Annotated in this window: 13 protein-coding genes and 1 pseudogene; 10 read left to right on the forward strand and 4 right to left on the reverse strand. The window is 61.6% G+C overall.

The window, feature by feature from the left end; all coding sequences use genetic code 11:
• Nucleotides 1-221, forward strand: a 221-nt coding sequence (locus tag AWT75_RS20815) for a diguanylate cyclase domain-containing protein (protein ID WP_204376910.1), incomplete at its 5' end; no start/stop codon positions are given.
• 185 nt (nucleotides 222-406) lie between these two features.
• Here AWT75_RS20815 and AWT75_RS08655 read toward each other — a convergent pair.
• Nucleotides 407-1,618: a vWA domain-containing protein gene (locus AWT75_RS08655; protein WP_062788885.1), complete on the reverse strand. Its 1,212-nt coding sequence runs from the start codon at nucleotides 1,616-1,618 to the stop codon at nucleotides 407-409.
• A 103-nt stretch (nucleotides 1,619-1,721) separates the two neighbouring features.
• Between AWT75_RS08655 and AWT75_RS08660 the strand changes: the two genes are divergently transcribed.
• From AWT75_RS08660 to AWT75_RS08700, 9 genes are all read left to right on the forward strand, one after another.
• A complete protein-coding gene (locus AWT75_RS08660; protein WP_153013277.1) occupies nucleotides 1,722-3,152 on the forward strand; it encodes a coniferyl aldehyde dehydrogenase in 1,431 nt (476 codons plus the stop codon).
• Nucleotide 3,153: 1 nt separating this feature from the next.
• Nucleotides 3,154-3,348, forward strand: a complete 195-nt coding sequence (locus tag AWT75_RS08665) for a hypothetical protein (RefSeq protein WP_062788887.1) — start codon at nucleotides 3,154-3,156, stop codon at nucleotides 3,346-3,348.
• Entirely contained in the window at nucleotides 3,321-3,668 is a 348-nt protein-coding gene (locus AWT75_RS08670; protein ID WP_062788888.1) for a hypothetical protein, read from the forward strand. Before AWT75_RS08665 ends, AWT75_RS08670 begins: the two co-directional genes overlap by 28 nt.
• Before the next feature lie 8 nt (nucleotides 3,669-3,676).
• Nucleotides 3,677-5,269 (forward strand): GMC family oxidoreductase, encoded by a 1,593-nt coding sequence (locus tag AWT75_RS08675; RefSeq protein WP_153013278.1) that lies wholly within the window; start codon nucleotides 3,677-3,679, stop codon nucleotides 5,267-5,269.
• 164 nt (nucleotides 5,270-5,433) lie between these two features.
• A complete protein-coding gene (locus AWT75_RS08680) occupies nucleotides 5,434-6,756 on the forward strand; it encodes a TolC family protein (protein ID WP_062788890.1) in 1,323 nt (440 codons plus the stop codon).
• A gap of 1 nt (nucleotide 6,757) precedes the next feature.
• Nucleotides 6,758-7,669, forward strand: coding sequence for an HlyD family secretion protein (locus AWT75_RS08685; protein WP_082696020.1), 912 nt, complete (start codon nucleotides 6,758-6,760; stop codon nucleotides 7,667-7,669).
• Between the two features lie 2 nt (nucleotides 7,670-7,671).
• Nucleotides 7,672-9,609 (forward strand): ATP-binding cassette domain-containing protein, encoded by a 1,938-nt coding sequence (locus AWT75_RS08690; RefSeq protein ID WP_062788892.1) that lies wholly within the window; start codon nucleotides 7,672-7,674, stop codon nucleotides 9,607-9,609.
• The gene (locus tag AWT75_RS08695; protein WP_062788893.1) at nucleotides 9,606-10,760 is read left to right on the forward strand and encodes an ABC transporter permease; all 1,155 of its coding nucleotides are present in this window, start codon (nucleotides 9,606-9,608) and stop codon (nucleotides 10,758-10,760) included. The genes AWT75_RS08690 and AWT75_RS08695 overlap by 4 nt, the downstream gene beginning before the upstream one ends.
• Entirely contained in the window at nucleotides 10,757-11,908 is a 1,152-nt protein-coding gene (locus AWT75_RS08700; protein ID WP_062788894.1) for an ABC transporter permease, read from the forward strand. Before AWT75_RS08695 ends, AWT75_RS08700 begins: the two co-directional genes overlap by 4 nt.
• Before the next feature lie 74 nt (nucleotides 11,909-11,982).
• On the opposite strand, the gene AWT75_RS08705 is transcribed toward AWT75_RS08700, so the two are convergent.
• The 3 genes and pseudogenes from AWT75_RS08705 to AWT75_RS08715 form a co-directional block, all read right to left on the reverse strand.
• Nucleotides 11,983-12,627: a TetR/AcrR family transcriptional regulator gene (locus AWT75_RS08705; protein ID WP_045844969.1), complete on the reverse strand. Its 645-nt coding sequence runs from the start codon at nucleotides 12,625-12,627 to the stop codon at nucleotides 11,983-11,985.
• Between the two features lie 57 nt (nucleotides 12,628-12,684).
• Complete coding sequence (locus AWT75_RS08710) at nucleotides 12,685-13,560, reverse strand: mechanosensitive ion channel domain-containing protein (protein ID WP_062788895.1); 876 nt, start codon at nucleotides 13,558-13,560, stop codon at nucleotides 12,685-12,687.
• Between the two features lie 13 nt (nucleotides 13,561-13,573).
• Nucleotides 13,574-15,183, reverse strand: a pseudogene (locus tag AWT75_RS08715) (peptide chain release factor 3).
• Nucleotides 15,184-15,337: the final 154 nt, after the last annotated feature.

Here is a 15,337-nt window from a genome sequence, read left to right on the forward strand (position 1 = left end):
CGAACGGCTGCGCGAGGCGGTGCGCAGCCATGTCATCCAGGTGGGGATGCCAGTTGCAGGTACGAACCAGCATCGGCGTCAGCAGCTTTGCCCGCAGCCAGCAGGACGCCAGTGTCGCTCTGGCATTGGCCGACCAGGCCTTGTACGAGGCAAAGCTGGCCGGGCGCGATCAGGTCAAGGCCTTCGATGGCCATGGGCAGCACTTTCCCCCGTCAAACTAGGGAGCCAGCAAGGCTCCCTCTTGCTTCGAACTCATCAGATGGTGGACACCCCCCCGCTCGCTTTCTGCAAAGAAAGCGAGGCTCCCTTTCGGGGAAAGGGCGGGGGGATTGGGATTAGATGGCAAGGCTGCGGAATCGGGTGCTTGGTCGGAAGGCCCGGCTTTGCCGGGTCCAGTGCAATCGTATCAAATTACCTTGTCAGCAGCCTGAAGCAAGGCTCCCCCTTGCTTCAGGCTGCGCATGGCGCGGTCCACGCCTTCCAGGGTGAGCGGAAACATGCGCTGTTGCATCAGTTGCTGCATCAGTTGCAGGGACGGGGTGTAGCCCCAGTATTGCTCGGCCACCGGGTTGAGCCAGGCGGCATGGCGGAAGTGGCTCAGCAGGCGCTGCATCCACACTGCGCCAGCCTCCGGGTTCATGTGCTCCACGCTGCCACCCGGATGGCTGATTTCGTAAGGGCTCATGGTGGCATCGCCCACCAGGATCAGCTTGTAATCCCTGCCAAAGGTATGCAGCAGGTCCAGCGTGGACAGGCTGCTGCCTTGCCGCCGCCGGTTGTCCTTCCACACCGTTTCATACACGCAGTTGTGGAAGTAGTAGTACTCCAGGTGCTTGAACTCGGTCTTGACGGCGGAGAACAGTTCTTCCACCGCCTTGATGTGGTCGTCCATCGAGCCGCCGACATCAAACAGCAACAGTACCTTTACCGTATTGCGCAGGGTGCGGCGCATGCGCAGGTCCAGCAGGCCGGCCTTGCGGGCGGTGCCGGCAATGGTGGCTTCCAGGTCCAGCTCTTCGTCGGCACCGTCACGGGCAAACTCGCGCAGCCGACGCAAGGCCAGCTTGATGTTGCGGCTGCCCAGCTCGGCGGCATCGTCGAAATTGCGGAATTCGCGCTTGTCCCACACTTTCACCGCACGGCGATGGCGCGACTCCGCCTGGCCAATGCGTATGCCTTCCGGGTTGTAGCCATAAGCACCAAACGGGCTGGTGCCGTCGGTGCCTATCCATTTGTTGCCGCCCTGATGCCGCTCTTTCTGTTCTTCCAGCCGCTGGCGCAGGGTTTCCATCAGTTTGTCCCAGCCCATGGCCTGCAATTGCTGCTGTTCTTCCGGGCTGAGGAATTTCTCAACCTGCTTGCGCAGCCAGTCCTCCGGAATATCGCGCTGCAAGTCATCCAGATTCAGCGTCTTGCCTTCGAAGTAGTGGCCGAACACCTGATCGAAGCGGTCGTAATGCTTTTCGTCCTTGATCAGCGTGGCGCGCGACAGATAGTAAAAAGCATCCAGGCTGCCAAAAGCCACGTTTTGCCTGAGTGCTTCCAGCAGGGTCAGGAATTCCTTGAGTGATACCGGCAAGCGGGCATCGCGCAGGGCATAAAAGAAATCGATCAACATGATGGATACACGGGTGACAGAGGAAAATTCTGATGCTATTCTGGCTTTAGAGTCGTGGCTCTAAACGACCGTTTGCCGGATGGAACAACACGAGGATAGCACAATGCCTGTCATGCCGATGCCGCCAGACACCGAACAGGGTCTGCAGCAGGCCTATGCCGCCATGCGCCATGCCGCCGATGCGGCAAGGTTTCCCGATCTGGCCATGCGCCGTGGCTGGTTGACGGCGCTGGAACAGTTGATACAACAGAACCGCACTGCCTTGATCGAGGCGGTGAATGCCGACTTCGGCCAGCGCAGCAGTGTGGAAACCCGCTTGCTGGAACTGTTTCCCAGTCTGGAAGAGCTGCGCAGTGCACGACGCCAGCTGGGCCGCTGGATGCGGCCGCAACGCCGTGCCGTTTCGCTGTGGTTCCGCCCGGCGCGCAATCAGGTGATACCGCAGCCATTGGGTGTGGTGGGTGTGGTGGTGCCGTGGAACTATCCGCTGTTTCTGGCATTTGGCCCCTTGATTGGTGCACTGGCGGCGGGTAACCGGGTGATGATCAAGATGTCCGAGCTCACCCCGGCCACCGGTGCGCTGCTGGCCAGACTGGTGGCGCAGTATTTCGAGCCGGGGCTGGTGACGGTGGTCAATGGCGATGCGACGCTGGCACAGGCCTTTACCCGCCTGCCGTTTGACCACCTGCTGTTTACCGGTTCCACCGCGGTGGGACGCCATGTGATGCGGGCGGCGGCGGATAATCTCACCCCGGTGACGCTGGAACTGGGGGGCAAGTCGCCCGCCCTGGTGGCGCGCGATGCCGACTTTGCCCGCGCTGCCGAATCCATCGTGGCAGGCAAATTGCTCAATGCCGGTCAAACCTGCGTGGCACCTGACTATGTGCTGGTGAATGCCAAGGACCGTGACCGCCTGCTGGCCATGCTGGATGCCGTTGCCACCCGTGCCTATCCCACGCTGGCGCATAACCCGGACTACAGCAGCATCATCCATCCACGGCATTACCAGCGCCTGCAACAATGGCTGGACGAAGCCATTGCTGCCGGGGCGAGGGTTCGGCAGATCAATCCGGCCGGGGAAGACCTGGCCGCAGTGCGCAAGCTGCCGCTGACCCTGGTGCTGGATTGTCCGGCCCATTGCGCGCTGATGCAGGAGGAAATCTTCGGCCCCATCCTGCCGGTGGTCAGTTATGACCGCTTTGACGAGGCGCTGGAGTACATCAACACCCGGCCGCGCCCACTGGCGCTTTACCTGTTTGATCGCGACCCGGTGCGCATCGACAAGGTGCTGCAACAAACCGTATCCGGTGGCGTATGCATCAATGAAACCATCCTGCACGTGGCGCAGGACGACATGCCGTTTGGCGGCGTGGGGCCTTCCGGCATGGGGCATTACCACGGCTACGAAGGTTTCCTCACCTTCTCCAAGCTCAAGCCGGTATTCACCCAAAGCCGCTGGGCCGGCAGCTGGTTGACCCGTCCGCCATATGGCCGGACGGTGGAATGGCTGCTCCGACTGATGTTGCGAGGCTGACATGCTTACCCGCCGCCAACTGATCAAGACCGGCATGGCCGGCAGTGTGGTGCTGCTGGCCGCAGGCCTGCTGGCCACTCCGCAGGCGGACTGGCCGGCTCGCGCCGAACCGGCCCTGCATTTCCTGCAGCCGGTCGATGCGCAAATAATCCGCAGCATTGCGCGGTCATGCTGGGCCTGCCCGGCTTGCCCGTGAACGACATCGTGCGCGGGGTGGATGTGGCAATCAGCAATCTGCTGCCCGCCATCCAGCAGGAGTTGCGCCAGTTGTTCGACCTGCTGGCCAATCGCTGGGCGCGGCGCTGGCTGGCCGGCGTGCGCAAGCCCTGGGCGCAGGCGACGGAGAGCGAGCTGACTGCTTTCCTGCGTAGCTGGCAGCACAGCCCCTTGTTATTGCTGCGCTCGGCGTACCAGGCCTTGCATGCGCTGATCAATGCCGCCTGGTTTGGCAACCCGGCCAGCTGGAGCGCAATGGGTTATCAGCAACCACCACAAATCATGAGTCTGCTGCCATGACGACACCGATGAGCTTGCCCGATCCGATTGCCCAGGGCGTGGCCGACGGCTGGCGCGTGCTGGACGGTGCCAGCCGGCAGCAGGACCTGCAACTGCACTGCGACGTGCTGATCATCGGCACCGGTGCGGGCGGCGGCATGACGGCCGAAGTGCTGGCCCAGGCCGGGCTGGATGTGCTGATGGTGGAAGAGGGAGCCTTGCGGACATCGCGCGACTTCCGTCTGCTGGAAGCCAAGGCCTATCCCGAGCTGTATCAGGAGGCAGCCAGTCGCAAGACCGCCGACAAGGGCATCAATATCCTGCAGGGCCGTACCGTGGGTGGCAGTACCACGGTCAACTGGACCAGCGCCTTTCGCACGCCTGCCGACACGCTCAACTGGTGGGGTGAACGCTATGGCCTGCACGGGCTGAACCCGCAAGCCATGACCCCGTGGTTCGACATGGCCGAAGCGCGGCTGGGCATTGCCGACTGGCAGACCGACCCCAACCCCAACAACAGCGTGCTGGAACAAGGCTGTCAGGCGCTGGGCCTCAGGCATGGCCGCATCCGGCGCAATGTGCGCGGTTGCTGGAACCTGGGATATTGCGGCATGGGCTGTGCCACCAATGCCAAGCAATCCATGCTGGTGACCACCATTCCTGCAGCCTTGCAGCACAAGGCCGGCTTGTTGGCGCGGGCTCGCGTGGAGCGGCTACTTCCCACTGCCGACGGCAAGGCCTTGCAAGGGGCGGAAGGCGTGCTGCTGGCCGCTGATGGCCACAGCCTCACCGGTCGTCGTTTCCGGGTGAGTGCTGGCCATGTGGTGCTGGCGGCAGGCTCCATCGGCACGCCAGCCATCTTGCTGCGCAGCGGCCTGGCGGACAGTCATGTCGGCCAGCGCACCTTTCTGCATCCGGTCGCCATTTGCGGTGCGGTGATGCCGCAGCGCATCGAAGCCTATAACGGTGCACCGCAAACCGTGTATTCCGACCACTTCATGCACACCCAGCCACTGGACGGTCCGCTGGGTTACAAGCTGGAAGTGCCGCCGGTGCATCCCTTGCTGGTGGGGGTGACGCTGTCAGGCTTTGGTCAGCAAACCGCCAGCCTGATGCAGCAACTGCCCCATCTGCATGTGATGCTGGCCCTGCTGCGCGATGGCTTTCACCCGGACAGTCAGGGCGGGGTGGTGCGCTTGCGCGCCGATGGTTCGCCCGAGCTGGATTACCCGCTGAACGATGTGCTGTGGGATGGCGTGCGGCGTAGCTGGCTCACCATGGCGGAACTGCAGTTCGCCGCCGGTGCGCGTCAGGTACAGGTGATTCACGAACAGGCCCCGCTGCTTTCCAGCTGGAAGGAAACGCGGGAAATGATAGCCGGTTTGGCGCTCAAGCCCTTGCTGGCTCGTCTGGTCAGTGCCCATGTGATGGGTGGAGCCGCCATGAGCAGCCAGCCGGACAGCGGTGTGGTGGACGAATACGGCCGCCACTGGACGCTGCGTAACCTGAGCATTATCGACGGTTCCATCTTCCCCACCAGCATCGGTGCCAATCCGCAATTGTCCATCTATGCCTTTGCCCTGCGTGCCGCACATCAGTTGCGCGCGGCATTGAAAGCCTGAATTTCTAGAGCAAAAGCCCGAAAATGCCGCGTATCTGGCATTTTCGGGCTTTGTATTGTCTCTCATCCCGTTTTTGCTTCGGTTTGACTGATCAAGCGCAACAACCGTCCATGCAGTTGCAATATACTGAAGTCATTATTGATGAATGAGTGTTCATTACTTCAATGGCATTTTCATGCAAGTTTTTACCGCTGTGGCTGGGGCTGTCCGTACTGAGTTGCCCGGTGCTGGCGGAGTCATTGCAGCAAGCCTGGCAGCAGGCCGAACAATACAGTCACAGTCTGCGCGCCGAAACACGTAAGGTGGATGCCGCCCGCCTGCAAGAGGATGCCGCTCATGCCGCAGCCGGGCCGGCTTTGACACTGGATGCCGGTGTCAGCCAGCTGGACAGCACGCCGACCGCGCGGCTGGATATCAGCCCGCTGACGCAAGGTCTGGGTGCGCTGGGTCTGCATCTGCCAGCCTCGGTGGATGCACCGCTCAGTAACCGGGATGTGCGCTATGCCAATGCCCGGCTTGGGCTGCCCCTGTATACCGGCGGCAGGCTCACCGCCCTGCAGCAGTCTGCTGCGGCAGCAACATCGGCCAGTCGTTACGCGCAGGAACAGGTACGCCAGGCCTTGCGCCTGCAAGTGGCGGAAGCCTATGTCAATGTGTTGCGCGCGCGCCATGCGGCAGCGGTGGCCAGCCAGTATCTGCACAGCCTGCAAGCCTATCAGCGGGATGTGAACAATTTCTTCCGCAAAGGCGTGGTGGCACGGGGTGATGTGCTGGGGGCAGCGCTGGCGGTGGCGGATGCCGAGCAAAAGCTGATTTCGGCCCGGCAGGCAGAGACGCTGAGCCAGGCTGCCTACAACCGCCTGCTGGGGCGTGACTTCAGCCAGCCGGTGCAGGTGGATGAACTGGAACTGGCCGGTGACGGACGCAGTCTGGCTGCTTTGCAGCAGCGTGCCATGCAGCAAAGGCCGGAGCTGGCGGGCCTTGCAGAATGGTCCGAATCCTTGCAGGCCACTGCCCGCAGTGTGCGCGCGGAAAGCCAGCCGCAGCTGGGGGTGTATGCCGCCTACAGCTACCTGAACAATCCTTATCTGGTGAACAAGGGCGTGGGTTCGGTCGGACTGGGAGTCAGTTGGAGCGTGTTCGACAGCGGCCTGATCCGCGCCCGTGCCGGCAGTGTCAGCGAACAAGCCAGCGCGGTGCAGGACCAGTTGCAGGAGGCCCGCAGCCTGATTGCGCTGGAAGTGGAGCGCAGCCATAGCCAGCAAATCGAAGCCACAGCCCGCATCCGCGTGGCCGAGGCCGCCTTGCTGTCGGCAGACGAATACCTGGCCATCCAGCGCGACCGCTATCGCAATGGCCTGGCCAATCAGACCGAAGTGCTGGCCGCCGAAGTACGGCGCGCAGACAGCCAGCGCAATCTGTTCAACGCCCGTTACGACCACGCCCTGGCGGTGGTGGCCTTGCAACGGGCCATCGGTGAGTTGTGACATGAAAACAAGCAGAGTCGTGATGGCAGGTGTGGTGCTGGCGCTGGCCGGTGCGCTGGCTTATGGCATCTGGCAGGCGCGAGACCGGGGCCTGCCGGAAGGATTGATCCAGGCCAACGGCCGACTGGAGGGCGACAGCGTACTGGTAGCCAGCAAATATCCGGGACGGCTGGAGAGCGTGCTGGTGCGCGAAGGGGATATGGTCAGCAGCGGCCAGTTATTGGCCCGCCTGCATTCGGATGAGGTAACTGCCCGCTTGCGGGCTGCGCAAGCCAGTCTGGCCGCCGCCCGTGCCCAGCAGCAACGTGCTGCTGCGGCTTCGGCCCAGGCGGACAAGGATGCCGCCCGTTTTGCCGACTTGCTGGCGCGCGGCTCGGTAGACCGCATGCATGCCGAGCAGATGCAACTGGCTGCCGTCAGCGCGCGCAGCCAGGCTGTACAGGCGGCAGAGCAAATCCATCAGGCCGAAGCTGCGGTGGCCGAAGCCACTGCCGTGCTGCGCGAATTGCAATTGACCGCGCCTTCCGGTGGCATGGTCAGCAATCGCTTGCGCGAGCCGGGTGAAATGCTGGCAGCAGGCGGCGGGGTGCTGGAGCTGGTGGACCTGAACCACCTTTACCTCAAGGTGTATGTTCCGGAAAACCAGATCGGCAAGATCCGCCTTGGCTTGCCCGCGCAAATCAGCACCGACGCCTTCCCCGCGCATCCGTTTGACGCCACCGTCAGCCATATTGCCGCCCGTGCCGAATTCACCCCCAAGGAAGTGCAAACCCCTGATGAGCGGGTGAAACTGGTGTATGCGGTCAAACTCAGCCTGAGCAGCAATCCGCAATTGCGCCTGACGCCCGGCTTGCCGGCCGATGCCGTCATCCGCTGGAAGGATGGCGTGGCCTGGCAAGCCCCGCGCTGGTAGCCATGAGCGATACCATCATCAAGGCCAGCGGCTTCGGCAAGCAGTACGGTGGCCAGTTTGCCGTACAAGGACTGGACCTCGAAGTGCACCGTGGCGAGCTGTACGGGCTGATCGGCCCGGACGGAGCCGGCAAATCCAGCCTGATGAAGGCGGTGGCCGGCGTGTTGTCCTACGAGCAGGGCCAGCTGGAGGTGTTTGGCCAGTTACTGGACAGCGAACGTCATGCCGAAGCCATCAAGGGGCGTATCGGCCTGATGCCACAAGGCCTGGGGCAGAACCTGTATGGCGATTTGTCCATCGAGGAAAATGTCGACTTTTTTGCCCGGCTGCGGCTGGTGCCACGCGAAGAAGCGGCTGCCCGCAAGGAGCAGTTGCTTGCCATCACCCGGCTGGCAGCGTTTCGTCATCGGCCGATGAAACAGCTGTCCGGCGGCATGAAGCAAAAGCTGGGGCTGGTGTGCACGCTGATACACGCGCCGCAGCTGATCATTCTGGATGAACCCACCACCGGGGTGGATCCGGTATCGCGCCGCGACTTCTGGGCCATTCTGGCCACCCTGATCGCCGGGCAGGGCCTGACGGCGCTGGTGTCCACTGCCTATATGGACGAGGCCAGCCGCTTTACCCGCATGAGCCTGCTGCATCAGGGCAGCAAACTGGCCGAGGGCAGCCCGGCGCAAATCCTGCAACGGGTGCCGGGCTGCATCGTGCAGTGCCGGGTGCAGCCGCAGTTGAGCGCCATGCAGCGGCTGGTGGCGCGCTGGCCGCAGTGCGAAGCGATGGGGCCGGAGATCCGCCTGTTTATGCCTGAGCCAGATCAGCCTGCTGCCCGCCAGCAGGTGGTCGATGTGCTGCAAGGGCTGGAGTGCCAGCAGCTGGATGTGCTGGATGCCGAGCTGGAAGACGTGTTTGTCGCCATGCTGGGCGGCAAGCAGACGGGTACCACTGCGCCGGACACCATGGCGGCACCGGCAGCACCCGGTTCGGCCAGCCAGGAGCTGGCTATCGAGGCCAAGGGGCTGGTCAAGCGCTTTGGTGATTTTGTCGCAGTGGGCGATGTCAGCTTTCAGGTGCGGCAAGGGGAAATCTTCGGCCTGTTGGGGGCCAATGGTGCTGGTAAGACCACGGCCATCAAGATGCTCACCGGCATCCTGCCGCCCAGCAGTGGCAGCGGGCGCGTGGCCGGGGCGGACATGAAGCAGGCCGGTGCGCTGATCAAGTCACGCATCGGTTATATGTCGCAGGCGTTTTCCTTGTATCTGGACCTGAGCGTGGTGGAAAACATCCGCCTGTATGCCGGTATCTATGGTCTGGACCGCAAGGCCCGCGATGTGCGCTTGCAGTGGATTCTGGACATGGCGGGCCTGCATGGTCACGAAAACGATCTGGCCGCCGCCCTGCCCATGGGCTTGCGCCAGCGGCTGGCACTGGGCTGCGCGCTGGTGCATCAGCCACGGGTATTGTTTCTGGATGAACCCACCAGCGGGGTGGACCCCCTGGGGCGGCGCGCCTTCTGGGACATCCTGTTCCGCCTGTCACGGCAGGATGGCGTGGCCATGCTGGTGACCACCCATTACATGAGCGAGGCTGAACATTGCGACCATCTGGCACTGATGTTTGCCGGACGGGTGGTGGCGGATGCCTCGCCGCAGCAGATGAAACAGCAGGTACTGGCCGAGGCCGGCCAGCTGTACCGGGTGTATGCCGACAATGCGGCAGCCCTGGTTTCCCCCTTGCAGGCCGCCGGTTTTGCCAATGTGTCGCCTTATGGCAGTGCCTTGCATGTGCTGACCCCGGATGTAGAACGGCTACAACAGGTGCTGCGCGGGCTGGGTGTGGAACGGCCGCCGCAAGCCCGCCCCATCGCCATGGAGGATGTGTTCGTGCAGCGTGTCAGCCAGCTGGAAGCGCAATCACATGCCACCGGGAGTGTCGCATGAATCTGCAACGTGTAGTGGCCATCGCAGGCAAGGAATGGCGTGAAATCGTGCGCGACCGCCTGTTCTTCACCCTGGCCTTTGTGGTACCGGCCTTGCTGATGCTGTTGTTTGGCTACGGTCTGTCGCTGGATGTGGAAAACATCCCGTTTGCCGTGGTGGACCACGACCGCAGCGCCGCCAGCCGAGACTATGCCTACCGCTTTATCGATTCGCGCTATTTCCGGTTTCGCGGCTATGCCGGGGATGAGCGCGATGCGGCGCAGTTGATTGGTTCCGGCGCAGTGCGGGTGGTGCTGGTGATTCCTCCACAGTTTGGCAAGACGCTGGCCCAGGCTCGTCCGGCTGCCATCCAGACCTTGGTGGATGGCAGCTTCCCTAGCCGCGCCATGACCACCAAGGGCTATGTCACGGCCATCAATGCCGCCTTCAGTCTGGCGGCGGTAGCGCAGGCGGTGTCGCATGCTACTGGCTTGTCGCAACAGGATGCTCTGGCGCAGCTGACGCCCATCGCGCTGGAATCGCGCTATCTGTACAACCAGAGCGTGTCCAGCATCTGGTCGCTGGCACCCAAGCTGATCATGGTCATCCTGATGCTGTCACCACCATTCCTTACTGCGCTGGGCGTGGTGCGGGAAAAAGAGAACGGTTCCATCTTCAATATCTATGCCTCCAATGTCAGCCGTGGCGAGTTTCTGGTGGGCAAGCTGGCTCCGTATGTAGCCATTTCCAGCGTCAACATCCTGTTGCTGTGGTTGCTGGCGGTATTGCTGTATCAGGTGCCGTTCAAGGGCAGCCTGCTGTTTTTCCTGCCTGCCACGCTGGTGTATGTGCTGTGCACCACCGGCATCGGCCTGTTGGTGTCGGTGCTGGTGCGCACCCAGGTGGCGGCGATGATTGTCACCATGGTGGTGACCATGATTCCGGCGGTACTGTATTCCGGCCTGATCATTCCCATCGTATCGCTGGGGGCTGGCGCGCATGTGGTGGCACAGCTGATGCCGGCCATGTATTACACCGACATCGTGGTGGGCTGCTTCCTGAAAGGCGTGGGGCTGATGTCCTTGTGGCGGCCGCTGGCGGTGCTGGCGCTGTACGCCTGCCTGCTGTTTGCCGCCGGCTACCAGCTGTTCAGCAAGAGGCCGAACATATGAAAGCAGAATGGCAACTGGCCTGGCGGCGCTTTGCCGTCATGCTGATGAAGGAACTGAAGCAGCTGGGGCGTGACCGGGTATTGCTGGCCTTTATCGTGTATGCCTTTACCGCGGATATCTTTCTGGCGGCGTCCGGTGTGTCCTTGTCCCTGAACCATGCCGCCACGCTGGTGCAGGACCTGGACCGCAGCCCGCAGTCCCGCGAACTGCTCTCCCGCTTCCAGCAACCGTATTTCCGCATTGACGGCACCGTGGGACAGGATGCGGCGGCACTGGCAGCGCTGGATCAGGGCCGCGCCATGCTGGTGCTGTCGGTGCCGCCGCAGTTTGGCCGGGATCTGGCCAATGGCCAGCCCACCAGCCTGGCCATGCAGGTGGATACCACCAATTCGGTGCTGGGGTTCCTCGCCACCAGCCATGCGCAGCAGATTGTCAGCCAGTACGGGCTGGAAAGTGCGATGCAGCGGCTGGGCATGGGGGAGGCGGCCACCCGCAATCTGCCACAAGTACAGAACGATATCCGTGTCTGGTACAACCCCAATCAGGAAGACAGCTGGTTCATGGGGATATCGGAAATGCTGAACATTGCCACCGTATTTGCGGTGCTGCTGCCCGCGGCCGCCATGGTGCGCGAGAAGGAGCGTGGCACGGTGGAGCAGCTGATCGTGTCGCCACTATCCCCGTTTGGCATCTTGCTGCCCAAGGTGGTGTCGATGACCGGGGTGATTCTGTGCGGGGTGGCGCTCAGCCTGTTCCTGGTGCTGATTCCGGTATTTGTCATTCCGGTAAAGGGCAGTCTGCTGCTGTTTTTTGCCCTGTCCGGCCTGTATGTGTTCACCACCGCCGGGCTGGGGCTGTTTGCCGCCACCATTGCGCGCAATCTGGCACAGGCAGGCATGCTGTCGATTCTGATTCTGGCACCCATGCTGTTTTTGTCTGGCGCCTGGACGCCACCGGAAGCCATGCCCGGCTGGCTGCGCGGCCTGATGTTCGCCTCGCCGCTGCATTATTACCTGGACATTGCCTTCGGGATTTTGCTCAAAGGGCAGGGGTTGGCTGATTTGCAGAGTGCCATTCTGGGCATGGGCGGCATTGGCGTGCTGGTGTTCGGGGCGGGCTTGCTGCTGTTCCGTCGTCAGTTTGATTGAGCCTGACTGGCGGGGCGATAAGCAACAAGGCCGTTTCCATGCGGAAACGGCCTTGTGTTTCACCCGGTTGCTGTTCAGCCGGCGTGGCGTGCTTGCAGCTGCTGGAAGGCAGCCATGAAGTCCGGCTGCACATAAGGCTTGAGCAGCGCCATCACCTGACGTACACCGCGATGGCCGGAAGCCTCGGTAATGGGCGACTTGGGCCGTGAAGTCTGCTCGAAGGCAAACCAGAATTTCACCACCAGCCAGATATTGATGCTGACGGCCTCGATATCTTCTTCGTCCATCTTGAGCAGGCCAAGGCGGATGAACTCGCGGAAATGTTCGCCCAGAATGCCTTTCAGTTCGGTATTGACGAACTGGTGGTACTCCGACTGCAACTGCGGGCTGCGCGCCAGCATGCCCGGCAGGTCGTAGAACATGAAGCGGAACTGCCACATGGCGAGGAAAGCGGTGTCCAGATAATTCACCAGGTCCGCTACCGTCATGTCTCGCTCTTCCGGCACGGCCAGACGCTGATTGATGAAGTCGCGGTACATCAGGAAGATCTGGTAGACGATCTCTTCCTTGTTGCGGAAGTGGTAGTACAGATTGCCCGGACTGATGCCCAGATGAGCAGCGATATGATTGGTGGTGATATTGCGCTCGCCCTGTTCATTGAACAGTTTCAGGCTTTCCTGAATGATGCGGTCGTAGGTCTTGATGCGGGGTTTGCTCATGAGGCACCGAAGCAATGGGGCAAGCGCAGATTATAACTGCTGTTTGGAGTTTAAGCTCTAATTATTTGACTGGCTTGCGGTTTGCCCTGCCGTGGCCGTATCGGGATAGCAGGCGGCCATGAACTGATAAATGATGGCCTGCTCGATGCGCTGCCGCTCCTTGGCCGGAATGGCGATACGCAGAATCAGCTGGTAGCGCTTTTCGTCCACCGCCTGCATGCCGATGCGCGGCTCCACCGACGGAGTGTCCACCAGGTAACGCTCGGCCATGCGTTCCATGTGTACCTTGGCGGCTGCCACGTGCTGCTGGCAGTGTTCTTCTGCCGCCGCCAGCAACAGGTGCTGGGCGCGGGTAGGGGGAATCTGGTAACCCACCGGCACATTGATGATGTGCATTACATAGTCACCCATGTAATTTTCCCGGATCACCGCCTGCGACAGCAGCAGGCTGTTGGGAAAGGTGAGGGCGCGGCCGGTCATCTGATGGGCATTGTGCTGCGGCCCTATCTCCATCACCGTGGTGGACAACAGGCCGATATCCACCACCCGGCCGCGTATATTGCCCACCTCGATATGATCCCCCAGGCTGTAGCTGTTCGACGCATGGCGCACCACGAAGCCCGACACGCACAAAATCAGCTCCTTGGTGGCCAGGATAAGCGCCGCGGCAAAGGCCAGCATGGACACTGCGATGGTTTGCAGCTCTTCCGCCCAGATCAGGCCTATCCCGGCCAGGCCGGAGATGAACAGCACATTGCGGGTGGAGACCGACCAGCGACGGCGCTCCTCCACCGGCACGTTGACATTGCTGGACAGGATATGGCCGACCACCAGCCGGATCAGCAGCAGCACGGTCACCAGCATCAGCGAGCGCACGATTTCGTGGCTGTAATCGGTGCGCAGCTGACGTAGCAGGTCGATCAGGTCGGACATGGCGCTGTCAGGCTCAGTCGTTCAGCTTGACCGCGTGTTCACGGGTTTCGTGGAACACGATGTCCGGCCAGCGTTCCTGCGTCAGTTGCAGGTTGACGCGGTTGGGAGCCAGATAAGCCAGGTTGCCGCCGGCGTCGGTGGCAATGTTCATTTGCAGTGCCTTGACGAATTCGTCCAGCTTCTTGCGGTCGTCGCAGGTGAACCAGCGCGCCGACCAGATGCTGGCCGATTCAAACACCGCATCCACGCCGTATTCTGCCGCCAGGCGCGAAGCCACCACTTCATACTGCAGCACGCCCACGGCACCCAGGATCAGGTCGCCGCCGCTGTGCGGCTTGAATACCTGTACTGCGCCTTCCTCGCCCAGCTGTTGCAGGCCTTTTTGCAGCTGCTTCAGTTTCAGCGGGTTCTTGATGCGTACCGAGCGGAACAGTTCCGGGGCAAAGAAGGGAATGCCGGTGAAGGCCAGTTCTTCGCCCGAGGAAAAGCTGTCGCCAATCTGGATGTTGCCGTGGTTGGGGATGCCGATGATGTCGCCGGCAAAGGCTTCTTCCACGATCTCGCGGTCGTGCGACATGAAAGTCACCACGCTGGAGGCGGCAATGTCACGGTTCAGGCGCAGATGCTTCATTTTCATGCCGCGCTCGAACTGGCCGGAACACACGCGCAAGAACGCAATGCGGTCGCGGTGCTTGGGGTCCATATTGGCCTGGATCTTGAACACGAAGCCGGAGAACTTGCCTTCGGTGGGGTTGACCATGCGCACGGTGGCGTCACGGTCTTGCGGAGCCGGGGCCCAGTTGATCAGTGCATCCAGGATTTCGCGCACGCCAAAGTTGTTGATGGCGGAGCCAAAGAATACCGGGGTGAGTTCGCCAGCCAGGAATTCTTCCAGATTCCATTCGTTGGAAGCACCCTTGACCAGTTCGATTTCCATGCGCAGATTGTCCATTTCCAGCGGAAACAGCTCGTCCAGGCGCGGATTGTCGATGCCCTTGATCACTTCGATATCGGTAATCAGCTTTTCGCTGCCGGCTTCAAACAGGATGACTTCGTCGTTCAGCAGGCTGTACACGCCGCGGAAGGTCTTGCCCATGCCGATAGGCCAGGTAATCGGCGCGCAGCGGATCTTCAGCACGTTTTCCACTTCGTCCAGCAATTCCAGCGAATCGCGCACTTCACGGTCGTACTTGTTCATGAAGGTAACGATGGGCGTATTGCGCAGGCGGCAGACATTCAGCAGCTTGATGGTTTGCTCTTCCACGCCCTTGGCAGCGTCAATCACCATCAGCGCGCTGTCCACGGCGGTCAGCACGCGGTAGGTATCTTCGGAGAAGTCCTGGTGGCCCGGGGTGTCCAGCAGGTTGACGGTATGCTCGCGGTAGTCGAACTGCATTACCGAGGAAGCTACCGAAATGCCACGCTGCTTTTCGATTTCCATCCAGTCCGAGGTGGCAAACTTGCCGCCCTTCTTGCCTTTTACCGTACCGGCCATCTGGATGCGCCTGAAAACAGCAGCAGTTTTTCGGTGAGCGTGGTTTTACCGGCGTCAGGGTGGGAAATGATGGCGAAGGTGCGGCGGCGCGCCACTTCCTCGGCAATGCGGGACAATTCTGCGGACATGGATTAGGAACAGGCTTGATCTTGAGAAGGCGGTGATTTTACAGGATAGCTGCGCACAACAAAACCTCGGGCGCTGCAAATAGTTTGCGCCGGTTTTTCTTTTTGACATCAGTAGGATAGCGGCACTTGTCACCATGAAGGGCTGGCCGGAGCG

The organism is Aquitalea pelogenes (genome assembly GCF_001515305.1).
GTDB classification, from domain to species: Bacteria; Pseudomonadota; Gammaproteobacteria; order Burkholderiales; family Chromobacteriaceae; genus Aquitalea; species Aquitalea pelogenes.